Source organism: Pedobacter riviphilus (assembly GCF_014692875.1).
Taxonomy (GTDB): Bacteria; Bacteroidota; Bacteroidia; order Sphingobacteriales; family Sphingobacteriaceae; genus Pedobacter; species Pedobacter riviphilus.
This window is the reverse complement of record NZ_CP061171.1, coordinates 3254098-3271355: the sequence shown is the minus strand read 5'-3', so window position 1 is coordinate 3271355 and position 17258 is coordinate 3254098. Positions and strand designations below refer to the sequence as shown.

Here is a 17258-nt window from a genome sequence, read left to right as displayed (position 1 = left end):
ATATGATGAAGAAACTTTTAGCTTTTGCCTTATCCTTAATTTTTATGCTTGCCATTGCCAGGGCACAAAACATTGGCGATTATAAATCTGGTTTTAAGAAAACGGATAATACCATTTCATTTTTAACGACTAAAGGAGAGGTGAAATTAGAATTCTGTACACCAGAAATATTCAGGTTCAGAAGCAGTTGGAACGGGAAATTCGATGCCAACGAAAATCTGATGGTGATTAATTACAACTGGGCTAATGTAGCGGTTAAAGTTGCAGATAAAAAAGATCATTTCTTGCTTGCCACTTCAAAGTTGGTCGTTAAATTATACAAAAGCCCGTTCAGGGTTGATGTTTTTGATGCCAGAGGTAAATTACTGAGTAGCGAAGTAAATGGAGGGGTAGTTAAAGAAAATACACGGGTTGGGGTAACTAAAAAACTGCAGGCCGATGAGCATTTCTTTGGTTTTGGCGAGCGCATGGATTTTATGGATCGCCGCTTTAAAAAAGTAACGTTAAACGTTGGCCGTGGTAAAGGTTTGCCGCATGCCATTGGTGCCTACAATATATTGGAAGCCAATTATTGCCCCGTTCCGTTTTTTATGAGTACAAAAGGTTATGGTATTTTCTTGCATAATTCTTTTGCTACCGAATGGGATATGGGCGCTTCCAAAAAAGATCATTACAGTTTTAAAGCTGCTGATGGAGAATTGGATTATTATTTCATGTACGGACCAACTTTTCCGGCTATTTTAGATCATTATACCAGTATCACCGGCAAATCGCCGATGTTACCGCAGTTTGCTTTAGGCTTACATGCGGGTACATACAGTGGTGGTACATGGGGCCATGAGGCGCAAACTTCCGATCATTATGTAGTTGAGCTGGCAAAGAAGTACCGGGCATTAGGCATTCCGGTTGATCTGCTTTGGTTAGATTCTACCTGGCGCTTATTCGGCGAAAATGGGGGTAAAGGAGCAACTTCTTTCGAATGGAGGGAAACCTTTAAAAATCCAAAATCGATGTTCGATAGCATTTATGCCTTGAATTATAAAATGGTTGGATTACACCTTCGTCCACGGTTTGATAACGCCAAAAAATTAAACCTGTTAGATCAGGCCAGAGCGCAGGGTTACACTTATCCCGAAAATGGTAAACCCGGCGAATTTGTAAACTTTTTTGATGAAAAGGCTACGCAATGGTGGTGGGATAACGGTGTAATGCGGGTAGCAAAATTAGGCGCTAAATTTCTGAAAACCGATGAAGGAAGTGCTTTTGGTTCGCTGGCCAATGAGAGTGAAAAAGTTGGTCCAACCGGTAAAGATGCAGAACGTTTACATAATCTATTTCCCATCGCTTATGCCAAAGCACCGTTTTTGGAGTTCGAAAAGTTTAACGGTTTTAGGGGATTAAATCAAACCCGCGAAGGTTATTCGGGCATTCAACGTTATCCATATATTTTTGCTGGCGATTGGCCAAGCGAATGGCAATACTTTGCTCCGGTAATTAAAGCCGGCCTAAATGTTGGTCTTTCAGGCGTAGGTTCATGGGCACACTGTATGGGCGGTTTCGAACATCAGGCCGATCCGGAGCTGTATATCCGTTGGGTACAGTTTGGGATGTTCAGTCCGATTGCCCTTGTTTTTGGGATGGATCACCCCGGTTATAAAGAACCTTGGAAAAATGGTGAGGATGCTTTGCGTAATTTCAAAAAATACGATCTGTTGCGTTACCGTTTATTCCCTTATATGTATACTAGTATGCATCAACAATACGAAACAGGTTCGCCGATGATGAGGGCTTTGGTATTTAACCATCAGGATGATGAAAATGTGTACGAAATAGGCGATCAATATATGTTTGGCGATAATTTAATGGTTGCTCCGGTAACTACCAAAGGTGCCATTACCCGTTCGGTTTATCTGCCAGCAGGTACCTGGTTTAATTATTGGACAAGCAAAAAATACGAAGGTAAAAGTTATCACCATGTGGTGGCACCCTTGGATACCATTCCGCTGTTTGTTAAAGCGGGTAGCATCATTCCGATGCAACCTGAAATGGTGTACAGTGGTGAGAAACCAGTAGATGTAATTACTTTGGACGTTTTTCCTTATGGCGAATCAAAATATGAAATGTATGAAGATGATAACTTAAGCTCGGCATACAAAACTGGAAACTTTGCTTTAACTAAGATTACTTCATCATTAACAGCTGCCAATCTTACCCTGAAAGTGGCTAAACCAACAGGTAGTTTTAAACCAACTAAACATAAATACTTGGCTAAAATACATTGGACAGGAAAGGTAAATCCTAATGTCGTTTCAGAAAATGGGGTTAAATTAAGCGTTTTAAAGACAGCAGACCAATTGGCTAAAACTGAAGGTTGGTTTTATGATATAAAAAATAAGATACTCTGGATTAAGTCAGCTGGAGATAACAGTGCTGATTTGACTATTGTAGTGAATTGACGGTTGGTTAGTTCCTTGGTTTGTGTCCCCACAGACCGAAACTGAGGGATTCCAGTTTTGGTATAAAATAATAATTAGTGGTTCGTGGTAACGCTGACCACTAAAGAAATAAAAGGGCTTTAACCTAATTAAACCCCTTAAAAAATAAAATTGAAAACATGAAAATTGCATTTAAGATGAAACTTAAACCCGGTTTTGAAACTGAATATAAAAAGCGCCACGATGAGATCTGGCCAGAATTATCCACTTTATTAAAGGAAAATGGTATAAGTGATTATTCTATCTTTTTAGATAAAGAAACCAATACACTTTTTGCCGTGCAGCAACAAAACGGAAGTTCTTCTCAAGATTTAGGCAGCACCCAGATTGTCCAAAAATGGTGGGCATACATGGCCGATATTATGGAAACCAATGCCGATAATTCTCCAAAAACATTCCCTTTAGAAATGGTATTCCATTTAGATTAAACTTATGCAATTACAACGATTCTGTTCTGTCTTGCTGCTAAGCACATTAACGTTTTGTTTGGCTAAAGCTCAAAAGCCTGTGAAAAATACAGGTAACTGGCCGGTTATCGAAAAGCAGATGAAACCCTGGACCCGCTGGTGGTGGATGGGAAATGCCGTAGACGAACAGAATTTGAACGTAGTTTTAAAAAAATACGCAGATGCCGGTCTTGGCGGTGTAGAAATTACACCAATTTATGGTGCTAAGGGTTTTGAAAAGCAATATTTACAGTTTTTATCGCCGGAATGGATGAATATGTTGCATTACACGGTAAATAAAGCGAATACTTTAGGCTTAGGGGTTGATATGAATACTGGTACTGGCTGGCCTTTTGGCGGGCCGCAGATTAAGCCTGAAAACGCGGCTACCAAACTGATTACCCAACAATATACCCTAAAAGCTGGCGAAAAGTTGACTGAAGCCATTAAAGTTAAAGAAGCCAAACAGGATTTCGCGCAATTACAGGCTTTAACCGCTTACGGTACGAATGGAGAGGTACTCGATCTGCTTCCAAAAGTTCAGGCTGATGGATTTTTAAATTGGTCTCCCCGCAATGGCAGCTGGGATATTTATGCTGCTTTTGCAGGTAAAACCAGGCAAATGGTTAAACGTGCAGCACCTGGCGGAGAAGGTTTTACTTTGGATCATCTCGATAAAAATGCAGTTGATGTTTACCTAAAGAGATTTTCGGATGCTTTTGGAGGCAAACCCCAGGGCATTCGGTCGTTTTTTAACGATAGTTATGAAGTGTATGGTGCCACATGGACACCTACTTTCTTTCAGGAATTTAAGAAAAACAGAGGCTACGATCTGGCAACGCATATTAGAGAATTAACCAGCAAAGATTCTACAAGCGAACATATAGCCCGTTTAAAATCCGATTATCGTGAAACCATGGATGAACTTTTGCTCCATAATTTTACGCAAAACTGGACCAATTGGGCGCACCATCTCAACGCTGTTACTAAAAACCAGTCGCATGGTTCGCCGGGCAATCTGCTCGATCTTTATGGCGCGGTAGATATTCCCGAAACGGAAACCTTTGGTTCGAGTTACTTCCCAATTCCAGGCCTTAGGCGCGATGCAGCGGATATCCGCAACGTAGATCCCGATCCGATAATGAGCAAATTTGCATCATCTGCAGCGCACACAGGCGGCAAAAAACTGGTGTCTTCCGAAACGTTTACCTGGCTAACCGAACATTTTAAAACTTCATTTTCGCAATGTAAACCAGAAGCAGAACAATTGTTCCTGGCAGGAATCAATCATATTTTTTATCATGGAACCACCAATTCGCCAACAAATGTGCCTTGGCCGGGATGGCTGTTTTATGCCTCGGTAGAAATGAACCCAAATAACAGTTTGTGGCCACAAGCACAAGGATTAAACAATTATATAGCCCGTTGTCAATCTATTCTTCAATCAGGAAAGCCAGACAACGAACTTTTGATCTATTGGCCAATATATGATGTGTGGAACAAGGCAAAAGGTTTGGATATGGCCTTAAAAGTGCATGATGTTGATGAGTGGCTGCACCCAACAGCCTTTTATAAACTATCAAAAGAACTTTCTAAATCGGGTTATTCTTTTGATTTTGCATCTGATCGACTGTTAAAGCAATCAACGGTTAACAAAACATTGATCAGTACCAACGCGACTGCTGCGCCATACCAGGTGTTAATTGTTCCGCAATGCGAAATGATCAATCCGGAGACGCTAGATCAAATGATAAAACTCGCCAGCAATGGAGCGAAAGTCATTTTTCAGGTATTACCTCAGGATGTTCCGGGTTTAAATAATCTCGAAACGCGCCGTGCACAGCTAAAAGCCAGCTTGGCTAAATTGATTTTTAGGGATGGCGTGGATGGTATTAAACAGTTTAAAATTGGAGCAGGGCTAATCTTGCTCGCTGACGATGTGCAGAAAGCATTAAAAGCAATTGCAATTCACAGAGAAACGTTAACCGATACTGGCCTTCAGTTCATCAGGAGAAAAACAAATACTGGCAAATATTATTATCTGGTAAACCATACTGCAAAAGATATTGATACCGAACTTTCTTTAAATGAAAGTGGGCAGGTTTTGATCATGGACCCGCAAAGCTCGAATGTAGGGTTAGCGGCAGTACGCGATAAAAAGGTCCGCGTTCAGCTTAAACCGGGAGAGAGTTTGTTTTTAAATGTTGATCAGAATGGAACAGCTAAAACGCCTTGGGTTTATTTAAACAAAGCAGCCAATTCGATTAATCTTAACCAATCCTGGAATTTACATTTTACCGAAGGCGGGCCTGAGCTTCCTGATGACCAGCAGTTAGCTAAACTAGTAAGCTGGACTACTTTGAGCGATCCTAAACTACAGGCCTTTTCTGGTACTGGCGTTTACACTTCGAGTTTTAATCTGAGTTCGAAAACAGCCAAAGAATATGTTTTAAACCTGAACGAGGTTGATGAAAGTGCGCGGGTGTGGATCAACGGTCAGGAAGTTGGCATTTTATGGAGTATCCCTTTTCAGGCCCGCGTTGGGAAATATTTAAAAGCAGGACATAATACAATAAAAATTGAAGTGGTTAATTTGATGTCGAACCGTATCCGTGATATGGACATCAAAAAAATCCAGTGGCGGAATTATCACGAAATCAATTTTGTAAATATTAACTATAAGGATTTTGATGCATCAAGCTGGAATGTAATGTCTTCGGGCTTAATCGGCCCGGTAAGCATTACAGCTTTTAACTAATTGTATCCATCATGCTCGCGCAGGCGTGAATCTTAAAGCTTTGTACAGATCAATATGCATTTTATCATGAAAAAACTCATTATACTCGTTTTGTTTACCGCCATTGGTATAAAGGCCATGGCTCAAGATTATATTATCACCAAATTTGGTGTCGGTGCCGATAGCACCAAACTGAATACCAAAGCCATTCAAAGTGTAATTGACAAGGCTTATCAAAAAGGCGGAGGAACGATTGTAATTCCTAAAGGTGTTTACTTAACCGGAGCACTCTTTTTTAAGCCTAAAACGAAGCTGTTGTTACAAGAAGGTGCTGTGCTTAAAGGATCTGATAATATACAAGATTACCCTTTTATCCCATCGCGTATGGAAGGGAGGAGCCTTAAATACTTTGCAGCATTAATTAATGCCACAAAGGTAGATGGTTTTAGTATTTTAGGTCCGGGAACTATTGATGGAAATGGGCTTAAATTCTGGAAAACATTTTGGGCACATCGCGATTCGCTTAAAAAATTAGGAAAGGAATCTACAAACCTGGAGGTGAGCCGTCCGCGGTTACTTTTTATCTGGGGATGCAATAATGTGAATATTAAGGGGGTAAAATTGCGTAATGCAGGATTCTGGACAACTCATTTATACCAATCTAATCATGTGTTAATCGAGAATTGTGATATCCGCTCACCATTTCGGCCCGTAAAAGCACCAAGTACTGATGGTATAGATATTGATTTTTGTAAAGAAATTACTATAAGAAACTGTTATATCTCGGTGAATGACGATGCTATTTGTATTAAAGGTGGCAAAGGCCCCGATGCACAGAAGCTGCCAGAAAATGGAATTGTTGAAAACGTTTTAATTGAAAATTGTACCATTGGCGAATCACACGCTACTTTAACCATGGGAAGCGAATGTATTCATGCACGCAATATTACCATACGCAATTGTAGGGTAGAGAATAATTGTCCCATTTTAAGGATGAAAATGCGTGGAGATACGTTTCAGCTTTACGAAAACATTACGGTAGAAAACATTACTGGGAAATGTGGTGCAATTATCGATCTAAACCCTTGGAAACAATTTTTCGATTTAGCAGGCAGTACAGCAAAACCATTTGGTACGATTAGAAACATCAAGATCTCAAACATTAAAGTAGAAGCAGCAAAATTTGGTGAAATGGATGGGAATCCTGAAGATAAGGTATCGGGTTTTCTTTTTAAAGATCTGGAAGTAACGACAAAAACACCATTTCTGAAAAACAGGTATCAGGATGTTAAAATTGAGAACGTAATGGTAAATGGAGCGCCATTGGTGGTTAAACCTTAGTTTAGATGATAAATTTAAAGTGGTCTGTGAGGACACAGACCATGTGGGCGAACTTTGTTTTACTGCGTACTTTCTGCTTCGCTACAGGTCACTATCTATCATGCTATTAAGACCCTGAACTAAATTAAGGGTGACGATCGGAAGTAGGAATTTTGCGTTCTCAGTAGCAAATAAATGCGAGATAACCTACCAATCCAATTTCAATAAAGCCACACCTTGCCTGGCTAATTCCATTTCAAAAGCACCGCTTGTAGCATCAAATTTTCTAGGTTTACCAATCATTTTAAGTTGACCAGATTTTTCTAATGCAGCAATCTGTTTTGCATCTGGGTTTTGGGGCGAACCCATTTTTTTCCATTCTGAATAAGAATTACTGTTTTCATTATCAATGCGATATTGAGTTATAGTTACTGTTTTGGTCGGTAGTTTATTTAACAAGATGGAAATAACATCTTTCGAATCCGCTTTATCCTCATCATGGTAATTCCACAACATAACAGCGGCTGTTTTCTCTGCTTTAGTTGCTAAAACACCTATGTCTGTTTGTGGTTTTCTGATGCTCGAATCCAAAACAGACTTTAGATTGTACATGCGGTTGCTTGTGGCTTCAACACGGTTCCCTTTCATCTGGCCAAACATCCTAAATACATTTAGAACAGGTTTATCTACACCATTGGTGGCTAAATCGCGAAAACCTGCAAACCAAGGCTGATTTTCAAATTCGAACGACCAGGTAACAGCGCCTAACAGGTTGATTTTATATTGATCTGTAAGTTCGTAAAGTCGCGCAAAAGAGGCTGCGGTATAACTCGAATACATGGTGCCGTTTCGGTAGGCATTTTCAGGATTGGTACTCATGCCACAGGCTGCACAGCCTTCAGGATCGGATTCGCCGATAATTACAGGGATATTTTTAAGTTGAGGATATTTACTGATGATTTTATAATTGCCATCAATATTACGGAGCTGAGCCCTTACATTCATCACTACGGTTCCATTAGCTACCTTTGGTGAGCCTTTCGCATGAAAAAGAACAGCATCTAAAGGAGAACCGATTTTGCCCGTTACATAATTGGTATCTGTTAAACAATGTTTGATAAAGGCATCCAGGTACTTCGTTCCGCCACCTGTTACGTTGGCACCACCAATTTTCGCAGTAGGTAAGGCGCGTTTTAGTCCATCGGTAGCATAATCGTAAAGTTTAAAGAATTCGGCCTGTGTGCCTTTCCAATAGGCGCCGTCCGGCTCATTCCATACTTCCCAATACCAGCTTTCTACCTCGGCCTTACCGTAGCGCTCTACACTATGTTTAACCCACTCGTATACCAGATTGCCCACTTTTTATAATCCTTTGGAGGGTAGGCCCAACCGGTTAAAATTTCATCGTAACGTGCACCTGGTTTCCATTTGTGTTGGTAGGGTTGAGGTTTGGTTGAAAGTGCCTCAGGCATAAAGCCAATTTGGGCTAAAGGTTTCATCCCCCTTTTTACGTAAGTATCGAAAATCTGATCAACAATTTTCCAGTTGTAAACCGGATTACCTTTGGCATCTTCGGTATAGGCATTCGTCGATCCCCATTTTAAAGCAGGTGTGCCATCTCCAGAAGTTAGTAAATTATGTGCCCGTACATATACCGGAACCGGACTTAATTTAGAAATCTCGGTCAATAATTTCTGGCCATCTTTCATATAGGTGTAATTTGGTTCATCATAACCAAACCAGGCCCAAATGGGTTTCATGGGTGCTATATTCTTGTCGAAATTAACCTCGATGTTGGCTTTAGACTGCGCATTCGTCGTATGGATGAAAGCGGTTAAGCTAAAGAGTAGGAGGTAAGCTTTTTTAAATGTTTTCATAGGTGTTTTTTATTTTGGTCAAGACTTCCGAAGTTTGCCCTGGCACATGGCCTGTCAAAACTTCGGAAGTCTACTTATGGTTGCTCGTAAATTTCTGCTTCTATAATACTTAAACCACCTTTTAGTTTGGTTTCTGCACGGTCAACACCATCATCAAGTTTTTTACCATTTACCTCTACGCCAATATATGAGTTTTCTTTATCTTTTCCGGAGCCCACTAATTGTATGGTCACTGTTTTTCCCTTTGCTGGCTTGCAATTTGCTGTAAAATAACCCAGACTAGGTTTGCTATTGCCTTCGAAAACCACTTTTCGATCAACCAAGATCCTTAACGGATAAATTTTGGTTCTAAAACCATTCAATTTTAGCGAAACTGCTGATACCGTACTTTCTTTTGCTAAAGTATATTTGATCCATGCGGTTGCAATCTTTCCATCATTTACCCAATCGCTCAATTCATTATCATCGAAGCTTAAATTGGCTTTATCATTATTGGCACCAGCTTCGGCAGCAACAATTTTAATCGATTTCCGGGAAATTGTGTATGAGGGGGCAAGGGGTGTTGCACCTTTGCTTAAGTTCGGTTTCAAACCATCGCTTGGTAATTGGTTAGATAATCCCTGAACAGTATTAACTTGTAAAGTTTCAAACGAAAGGCTTGCAGATTGTAGGCCTTCTGCTTTTGCGGTTAAATTAATTTTCCCGGCAGCGGTTGTCGATCTGATGAGCACTCTGTTTACCCCATTTTCTACTGGCAGGTTTTTAGCCAAAATATAATTATCCGGTCCCTGGGCTAAACCACCGCGCCATTCGGCTGGACCGTCTAAACTAAAGTTAACCATATCTGAAGCCGTAGGGTAGCGGTTTCCATCCTGATCTGTTACTTCAACCTGAACCAGCACCACATCGGCGCCATCAGCCTTAAAACCGCTTGGGTTTTTCATTGCAGTAAGTTTTAACCCTACTGGTTTGCCTGCTGTTTTTAATTGTGTTTCTGCAAGCTTTTTTCCTGCTGAAGAATAAGAAATGGCCTTTATTGTGCCTGCCTGGTAAGTTATGTTTTTAAAAGTGAACAGAAAACCATTACTTTTTTCGCCAAAACCAAGCGATTTATTATTCAAAATCAGCTCTACCTTGTCGCCGCTAGCCACTATATATACGTTCTTCTTTACGCCGGCTTTGTAGTTCCAGTGCCCGATTAAATGGATGCCGGTTTTTTTAGCGTCAACCCAGCCATCCCACATTACTTTGTGCGCAAAAAAGGCATCTTTTGGAATACGCATGGCATCCACTTCACCGCTTCTACGATAGTTTTCTTCACCGCGGTGATGGGTATTCGAATCAGAAAATATAATGTTTACCCCGCCAGCACTTACCCTGGTTCCTGTTCCCGGGCGTTCTTCATAATATTCGTTCCAGCGGATTACATCTTCAATAGCAAAAGAATCCTGGTTGCGATTATAATCGCTTGCATCTGCATCCTTGTATTTGGGGCCAGCGCCATTTACATGGAAGGGAGGGGAGAATTCATCCCAATATTTCCGTAGGGCCTCATCTCTCGAATATTCCATAGACCATACGGGTTTGGTTGCGCTTTTATTGATGTACAACATTTCGCCTCCGTATTCGGCTTCGGGAATATCGAGCATTTCTCTCGATCCGATCGCTCTGCCGCCATTTGGGTCGTAAAGGTTTCTAATGTCTTTCATTTCCTGCATATGCGCTGCACTGATCGATTCATTTCCGCATTCGTAAAAAACGATGCTTGGGTTATTTCGGTTGTAAATAATGGCATCTGTCATTACCGCTTTTCGCTGGTCCCAGCGCGTTCCGGTTACATCTTTTTCCGAATCTCCAGCGGGCATGGCTTGGATCAAACCTACGCGGTCGCAAGATTCTATATCCTGTTTCCAGGGTGTAATGTGCATCCAGCGAACCAAATTAGCGTTGCTTTCTACCATTAATTGATTGCTGTAATCGCTTAGCCATGGCGGTACCGATAAACCGATTGCCGGCCACTCATTACTGCTGCGCTGGGCATAGCCCTTCATCATCAATACCCGGTCGTTCAAATAAACCATCCCGTTTTTAAATGCTGTTTTTCTAAATCCGGTTTTGGTGCTCAGCTCATCGATAAGTTTGCCTTCAGATTTTAATCTTGAAGTAACCGTGTACAAGTAGCCGTAGCCCCAGCTCCAAAAGTTTAAGCCTGTTACCAATGCCCCAGCTTTTAAAGTTAGCGTATCGCCAGCTTTGACGGTGGTTACTGCTGATTTAAAAGTTTTTACGATTTTTCCATCGAGATCTTTTAGCTCCACTTCGTATACCAGTTTCTGATCTGCACTGCTTTCATTTTTAACCTGCGATTCGGAAACGATCACGGCCGATTTATCTTTAATATTAAAATCTTTCGCGTAACAATAGTTACCAGTAGTTTTTAAGGTTGAAAAAAGTGGAAGTGTTTGGTATATATTACCTGTAATATGCAAACGGACATTTTTAGAGATTCCACCATAATTGGCATTAAAGTTTTTGTCGTTCCATTGGTAGCCAGAATTGGTTGCTTTTTCTCTGTAGTTCCAGGCGTTATCAATCCTAACTGCTATTACATTTTCTTTGTTCTGATTAATTAATGCACTAATGTCGAACCCGAAAGCCATTACCCCGTTTTCATGTCTTCCAATAAATTTCCCGTTCAGGTAAAATTCACCTGCCTGCCTGATACCTTCAAATTCAAGGAATATTTTACTGCTTGGGGTAGCTTCAGAAATGGTGAAATGCTTGCGGTACCATGCAATGCCAGTCGATAAATCTTCTATCGATTTTTTAAAGGCTTCATCTTCATTCCAGGCGTATGGTAGGGTAATGGCCTTCCATGCTTTGTCGTCAAAATCGATACTTTCTGCACCTGATAAATCACCTATAAAGAGTTTCCAGCCAGGGTTAAAGTTGTAGGTTTTTCTTTGATTAGGTGATTGTTGTGCCAACGCGATAAAGGGCAGGAACGCAACTATTAAAAAGAGGTAAATATGCTTCATTATATTTGGTTATGGGCTTAATTTAATGGATAAAAGGTTGTGTTGGTTCTACAGTTAGTATAAAACATAAACCACTTTTTTCACTTTTATTCGAAATCAACAGGTAAGTAAAACTTTCTTCATCTCTGAATTGGTAGTTAAATGATAATTTCAGTTCCATATCAAAATGAAACACCATTAATAAAAAGGAAATATTTGGTTAAATAGTTTAAACGAGTTTAGCGTTTAAAATTGATAGGGCCATCCTGTTCCATCCTGTAGAAATGGACAGTTATTTAGATAAACAGCTTTAAGCGCTTTTCAAACGTTTGAAATAGTGGTGGAGAGGTCGTAATCAGAAGTAACAAATGCAATACGAAATATGGGGAAAGGTAATGGTAAGATTTTTTAAGAAAAAAGGTTACATGATAAGTTAATTTCTCATCAGATGCTGTCATGTTGTCCAAAGGACTCCTACGGAGAGCCTGTCGTAACACTTCAAAAGTATTTTATAATTGATAGTAGATTTATCCGTTGAAAAAAAGATAAAAAAAAGGACAGACCATCCGGTACTGTCCTTACATCATTAACTAAAATTAAAATCAACGCTTTTAAGTCCTATCCGTTTAGTGGAAAGCGTTTAAACCACTTGCTAAGAATTTTTTATAATTGGCTATTTCGTAATCAGCGCCCTGTGGTGGGGCCAATAATGCTTCTGTTTTTGGATCGAGTAATACATAAAAAGGCTGCGAATTGGACTGGAATTTCCTCGCTTGCAGATCGCTCCATTTTTTGCCGATGGTGCTGAGTTTCTTTCCTTCAGGTGTAATGGTTACATCAGCAGGAGCCAGTGCTGTTTTATCATCCACATATAACTGGATCAATATATAATCGTTACTGATCATTTTATATACATCTTTATCTGGCCAAACATTGGCTTCCATTTTTCTGCAGTTTACGCAGGCATGGCCGGTGAAATCGATTAGTACAGGTTTGTTCAGCCTTTTAGCTGCAGCTAAACCTTCATTATAATCGAAATAGGCATTCAGCTTTAAAGGCGCATGAAATTTATCTGCATATTTATGCGGACCATCATTTGTTTCAGCCTGTTTTCCGGCTAATAAATTGGCGGTATATAGATCGAAATCCTGTGTTTCCTGTGGTGGAAGAAAAGCAGAAATACTCCTTAATGGCGCACCCCACATACCCGGAATTAAGTAAATGGTAAAGGCCAATACTACGGTAGCTAGAAAAAGCCTGGGTACAGAGATAAATGCCAGCGGACTATCATGCGAAAACTTTAGTTTACCCAAAAGATAAATGCCCATCATCCCGAAAATAACAATCCAAAGGCTTAAGAATATCTCTCGGTCAAACCATTCCCAATGGTAGGCCAGATCTACATTGCTTAAGAATTTTAGTGCAAAAGCAAGCTCCAGAAAGCCGAGCACAACCTTAACGCTATTTAACCAACCACCAGATTTTGGTAGTTTGCTCATTGCAGACGGGAATAGTGCAAATAAGGCAAAAGGAATGGCAAGAGCCAAAGAAAAGCCAAACATGCCAATTGCGGGCCCTAATAAAGCACCCGTAGTGGCTGCCTGCACCAATAAAGTGCCTATAATGGGGCCAGTGCAAGAAAAAGATACTAAGGCCAGTGTTCCGGCCATAAAAAATAATCCAGCAATGCCGCCCTTATCTGAATTGGCATCCATTTTATTTACCCAGGAAGAGGGTAGGGTAATTTCGAAAGCACCTAAAAACGAAGCCGCAAAAACAACCAGCAATAAGAAGAAAAAGAAATTGAATATGCCATTGGTAGATAGACTGTTTAAGGCATCGGCACCAAAAATCACCGTAACCAAAAGCCCAAGTACTACATAAATCAGAATAATGAAAAAACCATACAATGCTGCACGCCGAAAGGCTCTTCCTTTTTCTGATCCTTTGGTGAAAAAACTTACCGTAAGGGGCAGCATGGGGAAGATGCAGGGCATCAACAAGGCTGCTAGACCGCCAACAAAACCCGCAATAAAAATTCCCCACAAGGTTTTGTGTTCTTCTTTTGATGGCGTAACAGTTTGTTTAATCGTAGTAGGCGCCGCGGCTGCTATTTTAGCAACAGTATCAGCTGCTTTAATTGTACTATCGGGCGCTTCTGGCTTAATCTCTGTAAAAGTGAGGTCGTCGGTACCGGAGCTATCCTGTGCATATCCATTTAAGGATATGGCACAACAGAACAGCAAACCGAGACAGATTTTTTTTAAGGATATCATATGCTTGAATACGCTATTATTTTACAGGAATACTAAATTCAACCTGCTCTGGTGGTAAACATTGCTTATCGTCGCATACCATAAACTCTACGTTGCCTTTAATGGTTGCAGTTTTGCCATTTAGCTTCACTTTCTGTTGAAATACGACCGACTTTTCGAAATAGCTCACATCCATTTTAAAAGTAGATTCGAATTTGGTTACCGCTTTAGGTTCGATTGTTTTTCCAACCAGGGTATAAGCGCCAGATGCTGGAAAAGTAAAGGTTGTTTTAACAGGGCCTCCATCTTTAACAAATTGCGAATAAAGGTGCCAGCCCTGATCTACAGTGGCTTTGATGAAAACAGTAGCCGTATTTGGGCCGGTTTTTTTAGCGGCGTAACTCCAGGTTACAGGTTTTAAGATTTGGCTGTATGCACTTAGGTTAATCAGGCATACGGTGCATAACAAAAAGATGATTTTTTTCATGTTGTGGTTATTGGTTGTGGTGGTTAGTGTAATCTGCTAAAGGCCTGGTAATCCAGAAAATCTACTTGAGGGGTAATGTATCCTGTTTTAACTGGTTCTAATCTCATTAAATCGGTACTTAAATATTTCTTGTTGCTATCAGAAAAGATGGTTACTACACAGCTGTCAGTTCCCATTTTTTGCTGTTGTTTGATGGCACCTATTACATTGGCCCCTGATGAGATACCTACCGCTAAGCCAAGTTTCTCGGCTAGTTTTTGCGCCATGAGTATGGCATCGCCATCGTTTACCTGTACTACCTCATCCAGCTCACTCAGTTTTACAATTTCGGGAATAAACTCATCAGAAATGCCCTGTATTCTGTGACTGCCTACTTTATAACCCGTAGTTAAAGTAGGTGATTCTGCAGGTTCAAGTGGGTGTATTTTAATATCTGCGTTTTGCTTTCTTAAAAAATTACCTACGCCCATGATGGTTCCTCCGGTACCTACTCCGGCAACAAAAGCATCTGGCGATAGATTTTTCAATTGCAATTGCCCCCAGATTTCCTTACCTGTAGTATGCTCATGTGCTTCTGGATTGGCAATATTTTCGAACTGTTTTGGTAAAAAGATATCCTGATTATTTGCGGCCATCTCTTCTGCAAGTTTAATACTGCCGATAAAACCACCTTCTTCTTTGCTTACCAGAATAATTTCGGCACCTAAACTTTTAATAATATCCATACGCTCTTTGCTCAGCCAGTTAGGCATAATGATGGTAACCGGATGGCCCAGGGCTTTGCCTATTGCTGCAAATGCAATCCCGGTATTACCGCTCGTAGCCTCAACAATACGGTCTCCGGCTTTGATTTTACCTTCAGTATAGGCCTTTTTTAAGGTATAAAGCGCCATCCTATCTTTAATGCTGCCAGTGAGGTTATAATGCTCACATTTAACGTAAATTTTACCTGTACTTCCCTTGTAAGTATAAGTAAGCTCCAGCATTGGTGTGTTACCAATCAGAAGCGATAAATGTTCAAATTTTCCCTTTTTTGCAGAAGTCATTGCATTTGCTGTTAATGTTCCCATGGATGTTTCTTAAATCAATCAGATAAAGCAACTGTGATTATTAATTTCGGTAAAACTCCATATTATTATTATTTGTATCAATACAAGTTGTTTTTTACGTAAATTTTCTGTTTTTTTGATTTATTATTAGTTTTTATTTCAGTTTGGGTTTAATTTTTAAGCACCCATTATCTTTTTTTTCAATCCATTATCGCAAATGATACACGGAGATTTAGACCAGGTTGATATCGAAATTTTAAAATTACTGCAGCATGATGCCGCTTTGACCCATAAAGAGATATCATTAAAGCTGCACAAGTCTATAGCAACCATACACGAACGCATCAGGAGATTAAAGGAACAAGGCTATATCAAAAGAATCGTGGCCATTCTTGACCGAAAAAAAATCAATAGAAATCTGATTGCTTTCTCACATGTGTTGCTGAAAGAGCATACCGCTAAAACCCTGATCGAATTTGAAACAGAGGTTTCTAAGTTTGGAGAAGTAATGGAGTGCCTTCAAATGACTGGGGCTCACGATTTTATTCTCCGTATCGCCACAAAAGATATGGATGCCTACCACGAATTTTTACGGAATAAACTGGCCACACTGCCCAATATTACAACCGTTCAAAGTTACTTTGTACTCTCAGAGCCAAAAAGTGAAACGGCTTATCCGCTGTAATGTTGGTTAAATCATTAACTCAGTCCGCTTGCCTCTTCAACAATGCAACATTTGTGCTACTTTGTAAAAAATATGTAAATTGACCTGTTATTTTTTTGCTTAGTATTGCAAAGATATCCTTATAATAATGAAACCTGATAATTTACAACTATGGCCTGATAGTTTGCTTGTTAGCGATATGCAAAGTAATGATCGGTCTGCGTTCGAAAAAATTTACAACAGGTATTGGAGCAAGTTATATTTATCAGCCTATCATATTTTACGCAATAGAGAGGCCTCTGAAGATATTATACAAGAGATATTTGTGGGCCTTTGGTTAAAACGGGAGCATACCTCAGTCGATAACCTGAACAATTATTTGTTTACGGCCGTTCGTTTTCAGGTGTTTAAAGCCATTAGGGATGGTAAATTACGTACCGATTTACTTCCTGATACCGACCTTTTAGTGAGTGCAAATAATGCTGAAAATGCTTTTGCCGAAAAAGAGATTGCACAACGGCTGGATGAGAGTATTGCGTTATTACCTCAAAAGTGTAAGGAAATTTTCATCCTCAGCCGTAAAGAACACCTTAGTGTAAAAGAAATAGCTGCCCGTTTAAACATTTCGCCTAAAACCGTCGAAAACCAGATTACCATTGCATTACGGCGCCTGCGTACCGATATGGGCGAATTTTTATTTTGGGCCGTATTGTTGCTTGGCGGTATCTGGGGTAAGTGAAAGATATTTCATCATTTAAGGCATATAAGTTCATTTTTAAGGTAGTCTTATACTTCCTTCAGTGACTTATATGGTTAATTTTTTTAAATTTCATTAAATATAATTAGCTGTTAAATAGTTATTTATGAAATAATTAAAATTCTTTTGGGGGGTACTCCTCATTTTGGGTACA

At 40.0% G+C, this 17258-nt stretch carries 12 protein-coding genes; 6 read left to right on the top strand and 6 right to left on the bottom strand.

The annotated features are described in order from the left end of the window. The first annotated feature begins 2 nt into the window (after positions 1–2). The 4 genes from H9N25_RS13350 to H9N25_RS13335 all read left to right on the top strand — a co-directional run bounded on the left by H9N25_RS13350 (position 3) and on the right by H9N25_RS13335 (position 7019). On the top strand, positions 3–2456 hold the full coding sequence (locus H9N25_RS13350) for a glycoside hydrolase family 31 protein (protein WP_190326217.1): 2454 nt from the start codon (positions 3–5) through the stop codon (positions 2454–2456). A 158-nt stretch (positions 2457–2614) separates the two neighbouring features. After that, positions 2615–2923: an L-rhamnose mutarotase gene (rhaM, locus tag H9N25_RS13345; protein ID WP_167295247.1), complete on the top strand. Its 309-nt coding sequence runs from the start codon at positions 2615–2617 to the stop codon at positions 2921–2923. A 79-nt stretch (positions 2924–3002) separates the two neighbouring features. Continuing rightward, positions 3003–5699, top strand: coding sequence for a glycosyl hydrolase (locus H9N25_RS13340; RefSeq protein ID WP_223833375.1), 2697 nt, complete (start codon positions 3003–3005; stop codon positions 5697–5699). Positions 5700–5765: 66 nt separating this feature from the next. Continuing rightward, on the top strand, positions 5766–7019 hold the full coding sequence (locus H9N25_RS13335; RefSeq protein ID WP_190326215.1) for a glycoside hydrolase family 28 protein: 1254 nt from the start codon (positions 5766–5768) through the stop codon (positions 7017–7019). 186 nt (positions 7020–7205) lie between these two features. Here the strand turns inward: H9N25_RS13335 and H9N25_RS13330 are convergent, their stop codons facing one another. The 6 genes from H9N25_RS13330 to H9N25_RS13310 form a co-directional block, all read right to left on the bottom strand. Further along, complete coding sequence (locus tag H9N25_RS13330) at positions 7206–8357, bottom strand: GH39 family glycosyl hydrolase (RefSeq protein WP_255524463.1); 1152 nt, start codon at positions 8355–8357, stop codon at positions 7206–7208. Continuing rightward, on the bottom strand, positions 8318–8875 hold the full coding sequence (locus H9N25_RS25105) for a GH39 family glycosyl hydrolase (protein WP_255524462.1): 558 nt from the start codon (positions 8873–8875) through the stop codon (positions 8318–8320). The genes H9N25_RS13330 and H9N25_RS25105 overlap by 40 nt, the downstream gene beginning before the upstream one ends. Positions 8876–8949: 74 nt before the next feature. Then, positions 8950–11913 (bottom strand): glycoside hydrolase family 2 protein, encoded by a 2964-nt coding sequence (locus H9N25_RS13325; RefSeq protein ID WP_190326214.1) that lies wholly within the window; start codon positions 11911–11913, stop codon positions 8950–8952. 605 nt (positions 11914–12518) lie between these two features. After that, entirely contained in the window at positions 12519–14168 is a 1650-nt protein-coding gene (locus H9N25_RS13320) for a protein-disulfide reductase DsbD family protein (RefSeq protein ID WP_190326213.1), read from the bottom strand. A gap of 16 nt (positions 14169–14184) precedes the next feature. Further along, positions 14185–14634, bottom strand: coding sequence for a protein-disulfide reductase DsbD domain-containing protein (locus H9N25_RS13315; protein WP_190326212.1), 450 nt, complete (start codon positions 14632–14634; stop codon positions 14185–14187). Positions 14635–14657: 23 nt separating this feature from the next. Continuing rightward, positions 14658–15704, bottom strand: a complete 1047-nt coding sequence (locus H9N25_RS13310) for a PLP-dependent cysteine synthase family protein (RefSeq protein WP_190326211.1) — start codon at positions 15702–15704, stop codon at positions 14658–14660. A gap of 196 nt (positions 15705–15900) precedes the next feature. On the opposite strand from H9N25_RS13310, the gene H9N25_RS13305 reads away from it, so the two are divergent. Together H9N25_RS13305 and H9N25_RS13300 are read left to right on the top strand one after the other, a co-directional pair. Next, a complete protein-coding gene (locus tag H9N25_RS13305) occupies positions 15901–16368 on the top strand; it encodes an Lrp/AsnC family transcriptional regulator (RefSeq protein WP_121286955.1) in 468 nt (155 codons plus the stop codon). A gap of 127 nt (positions 16369–16495) precedes the next feature. Then, positions 16496–17086 carry an RNA polymerase sigma factor gene (locus tag H9N25_RS13300; protein ID WP_190326210.1) on the top strand — a complete coding sequence of 197 codons (591 nt, stop codon included), beginning with the start codon at positions 16496–16498 and terminating at the stop codon, positions 17084–17086. Positions 17087–17258: the final 172 nt, after the last annotated feature.

Excerpts from the sequence above, each read along its gene's own strand:
- H9N25_RS13350 (WP_190326217.1), top strand. The coding sequence starts at position 3 with ATGATGAAGAAACTTTTAGCTTTTGCCTTATCCTTAATTTTTATGCTT.
- rhaM (WP_167295247.1), top strand. The coding sequence starts at position 2,615 with ATGAAAATTGCATTTAAGATGAAACTTAAACCCGGTTTTGAAACTGAA.
- H9N25_RS13335 (WP_190326215.1), top strand. The coding sequence starts at position 5,766 with ATGAAAAAACTCATTATACTCGTTTTGTTTACCGCCATTGGTATAAAG.
- H9N25_RS25105 (WP_255524462.1), bottom strand. The coding sequence starts at position 8,875 with ATGAAAACATTTAAAAAAGCTTACCTCCTACTCTTTAGCTTAACCGCT.
- H9N25_RS13325 (WP_190326214.1), bottom strand. The coding sequence starts at position 11,913 with ATGAAGCATATTTACCTCTTTTTAATAGTTGCGTTCCTGCCCTTTATC.
- H9N25_RS13320 (WP_190326213.1), bottom strand. The coding sequence starts at position 14,168 with ATGATATCCTTAAAAAAAATCTGTCTCGGTTTGCTGTTCTGTTGTGCC.
- H9N25_RS13315 (WP_190326212.1), bottom strand. The coding sequence starts at position 14,634 with ATGAAAAAAATCATCTTTTTGTTATGCACCGTATGCCTGATTAACCTA.
- H9N25_RS13310 (WP_190326211.1), bottom strand. The coding sequence starts at position 15,704 with ATGGGAACATTAACAGCAAATGCAATGACTTCTGCAAAAAAGGGAAAA.
- H9N25_RS13305 (WP_121286955.1), top strand. The coding sequence starts at position 15,901 with ATGATACACGGAGATTTAGACCAGGTTGATATCGAAATTTTAAAATTA.
- H9N25_RS13300 (WP_190326210.1), top strand. The coding sequence starts at position 16,496 with ATGAAACCTGATAATTTACAACTATGGCCTGATAGTTTGCTTGTTAGC.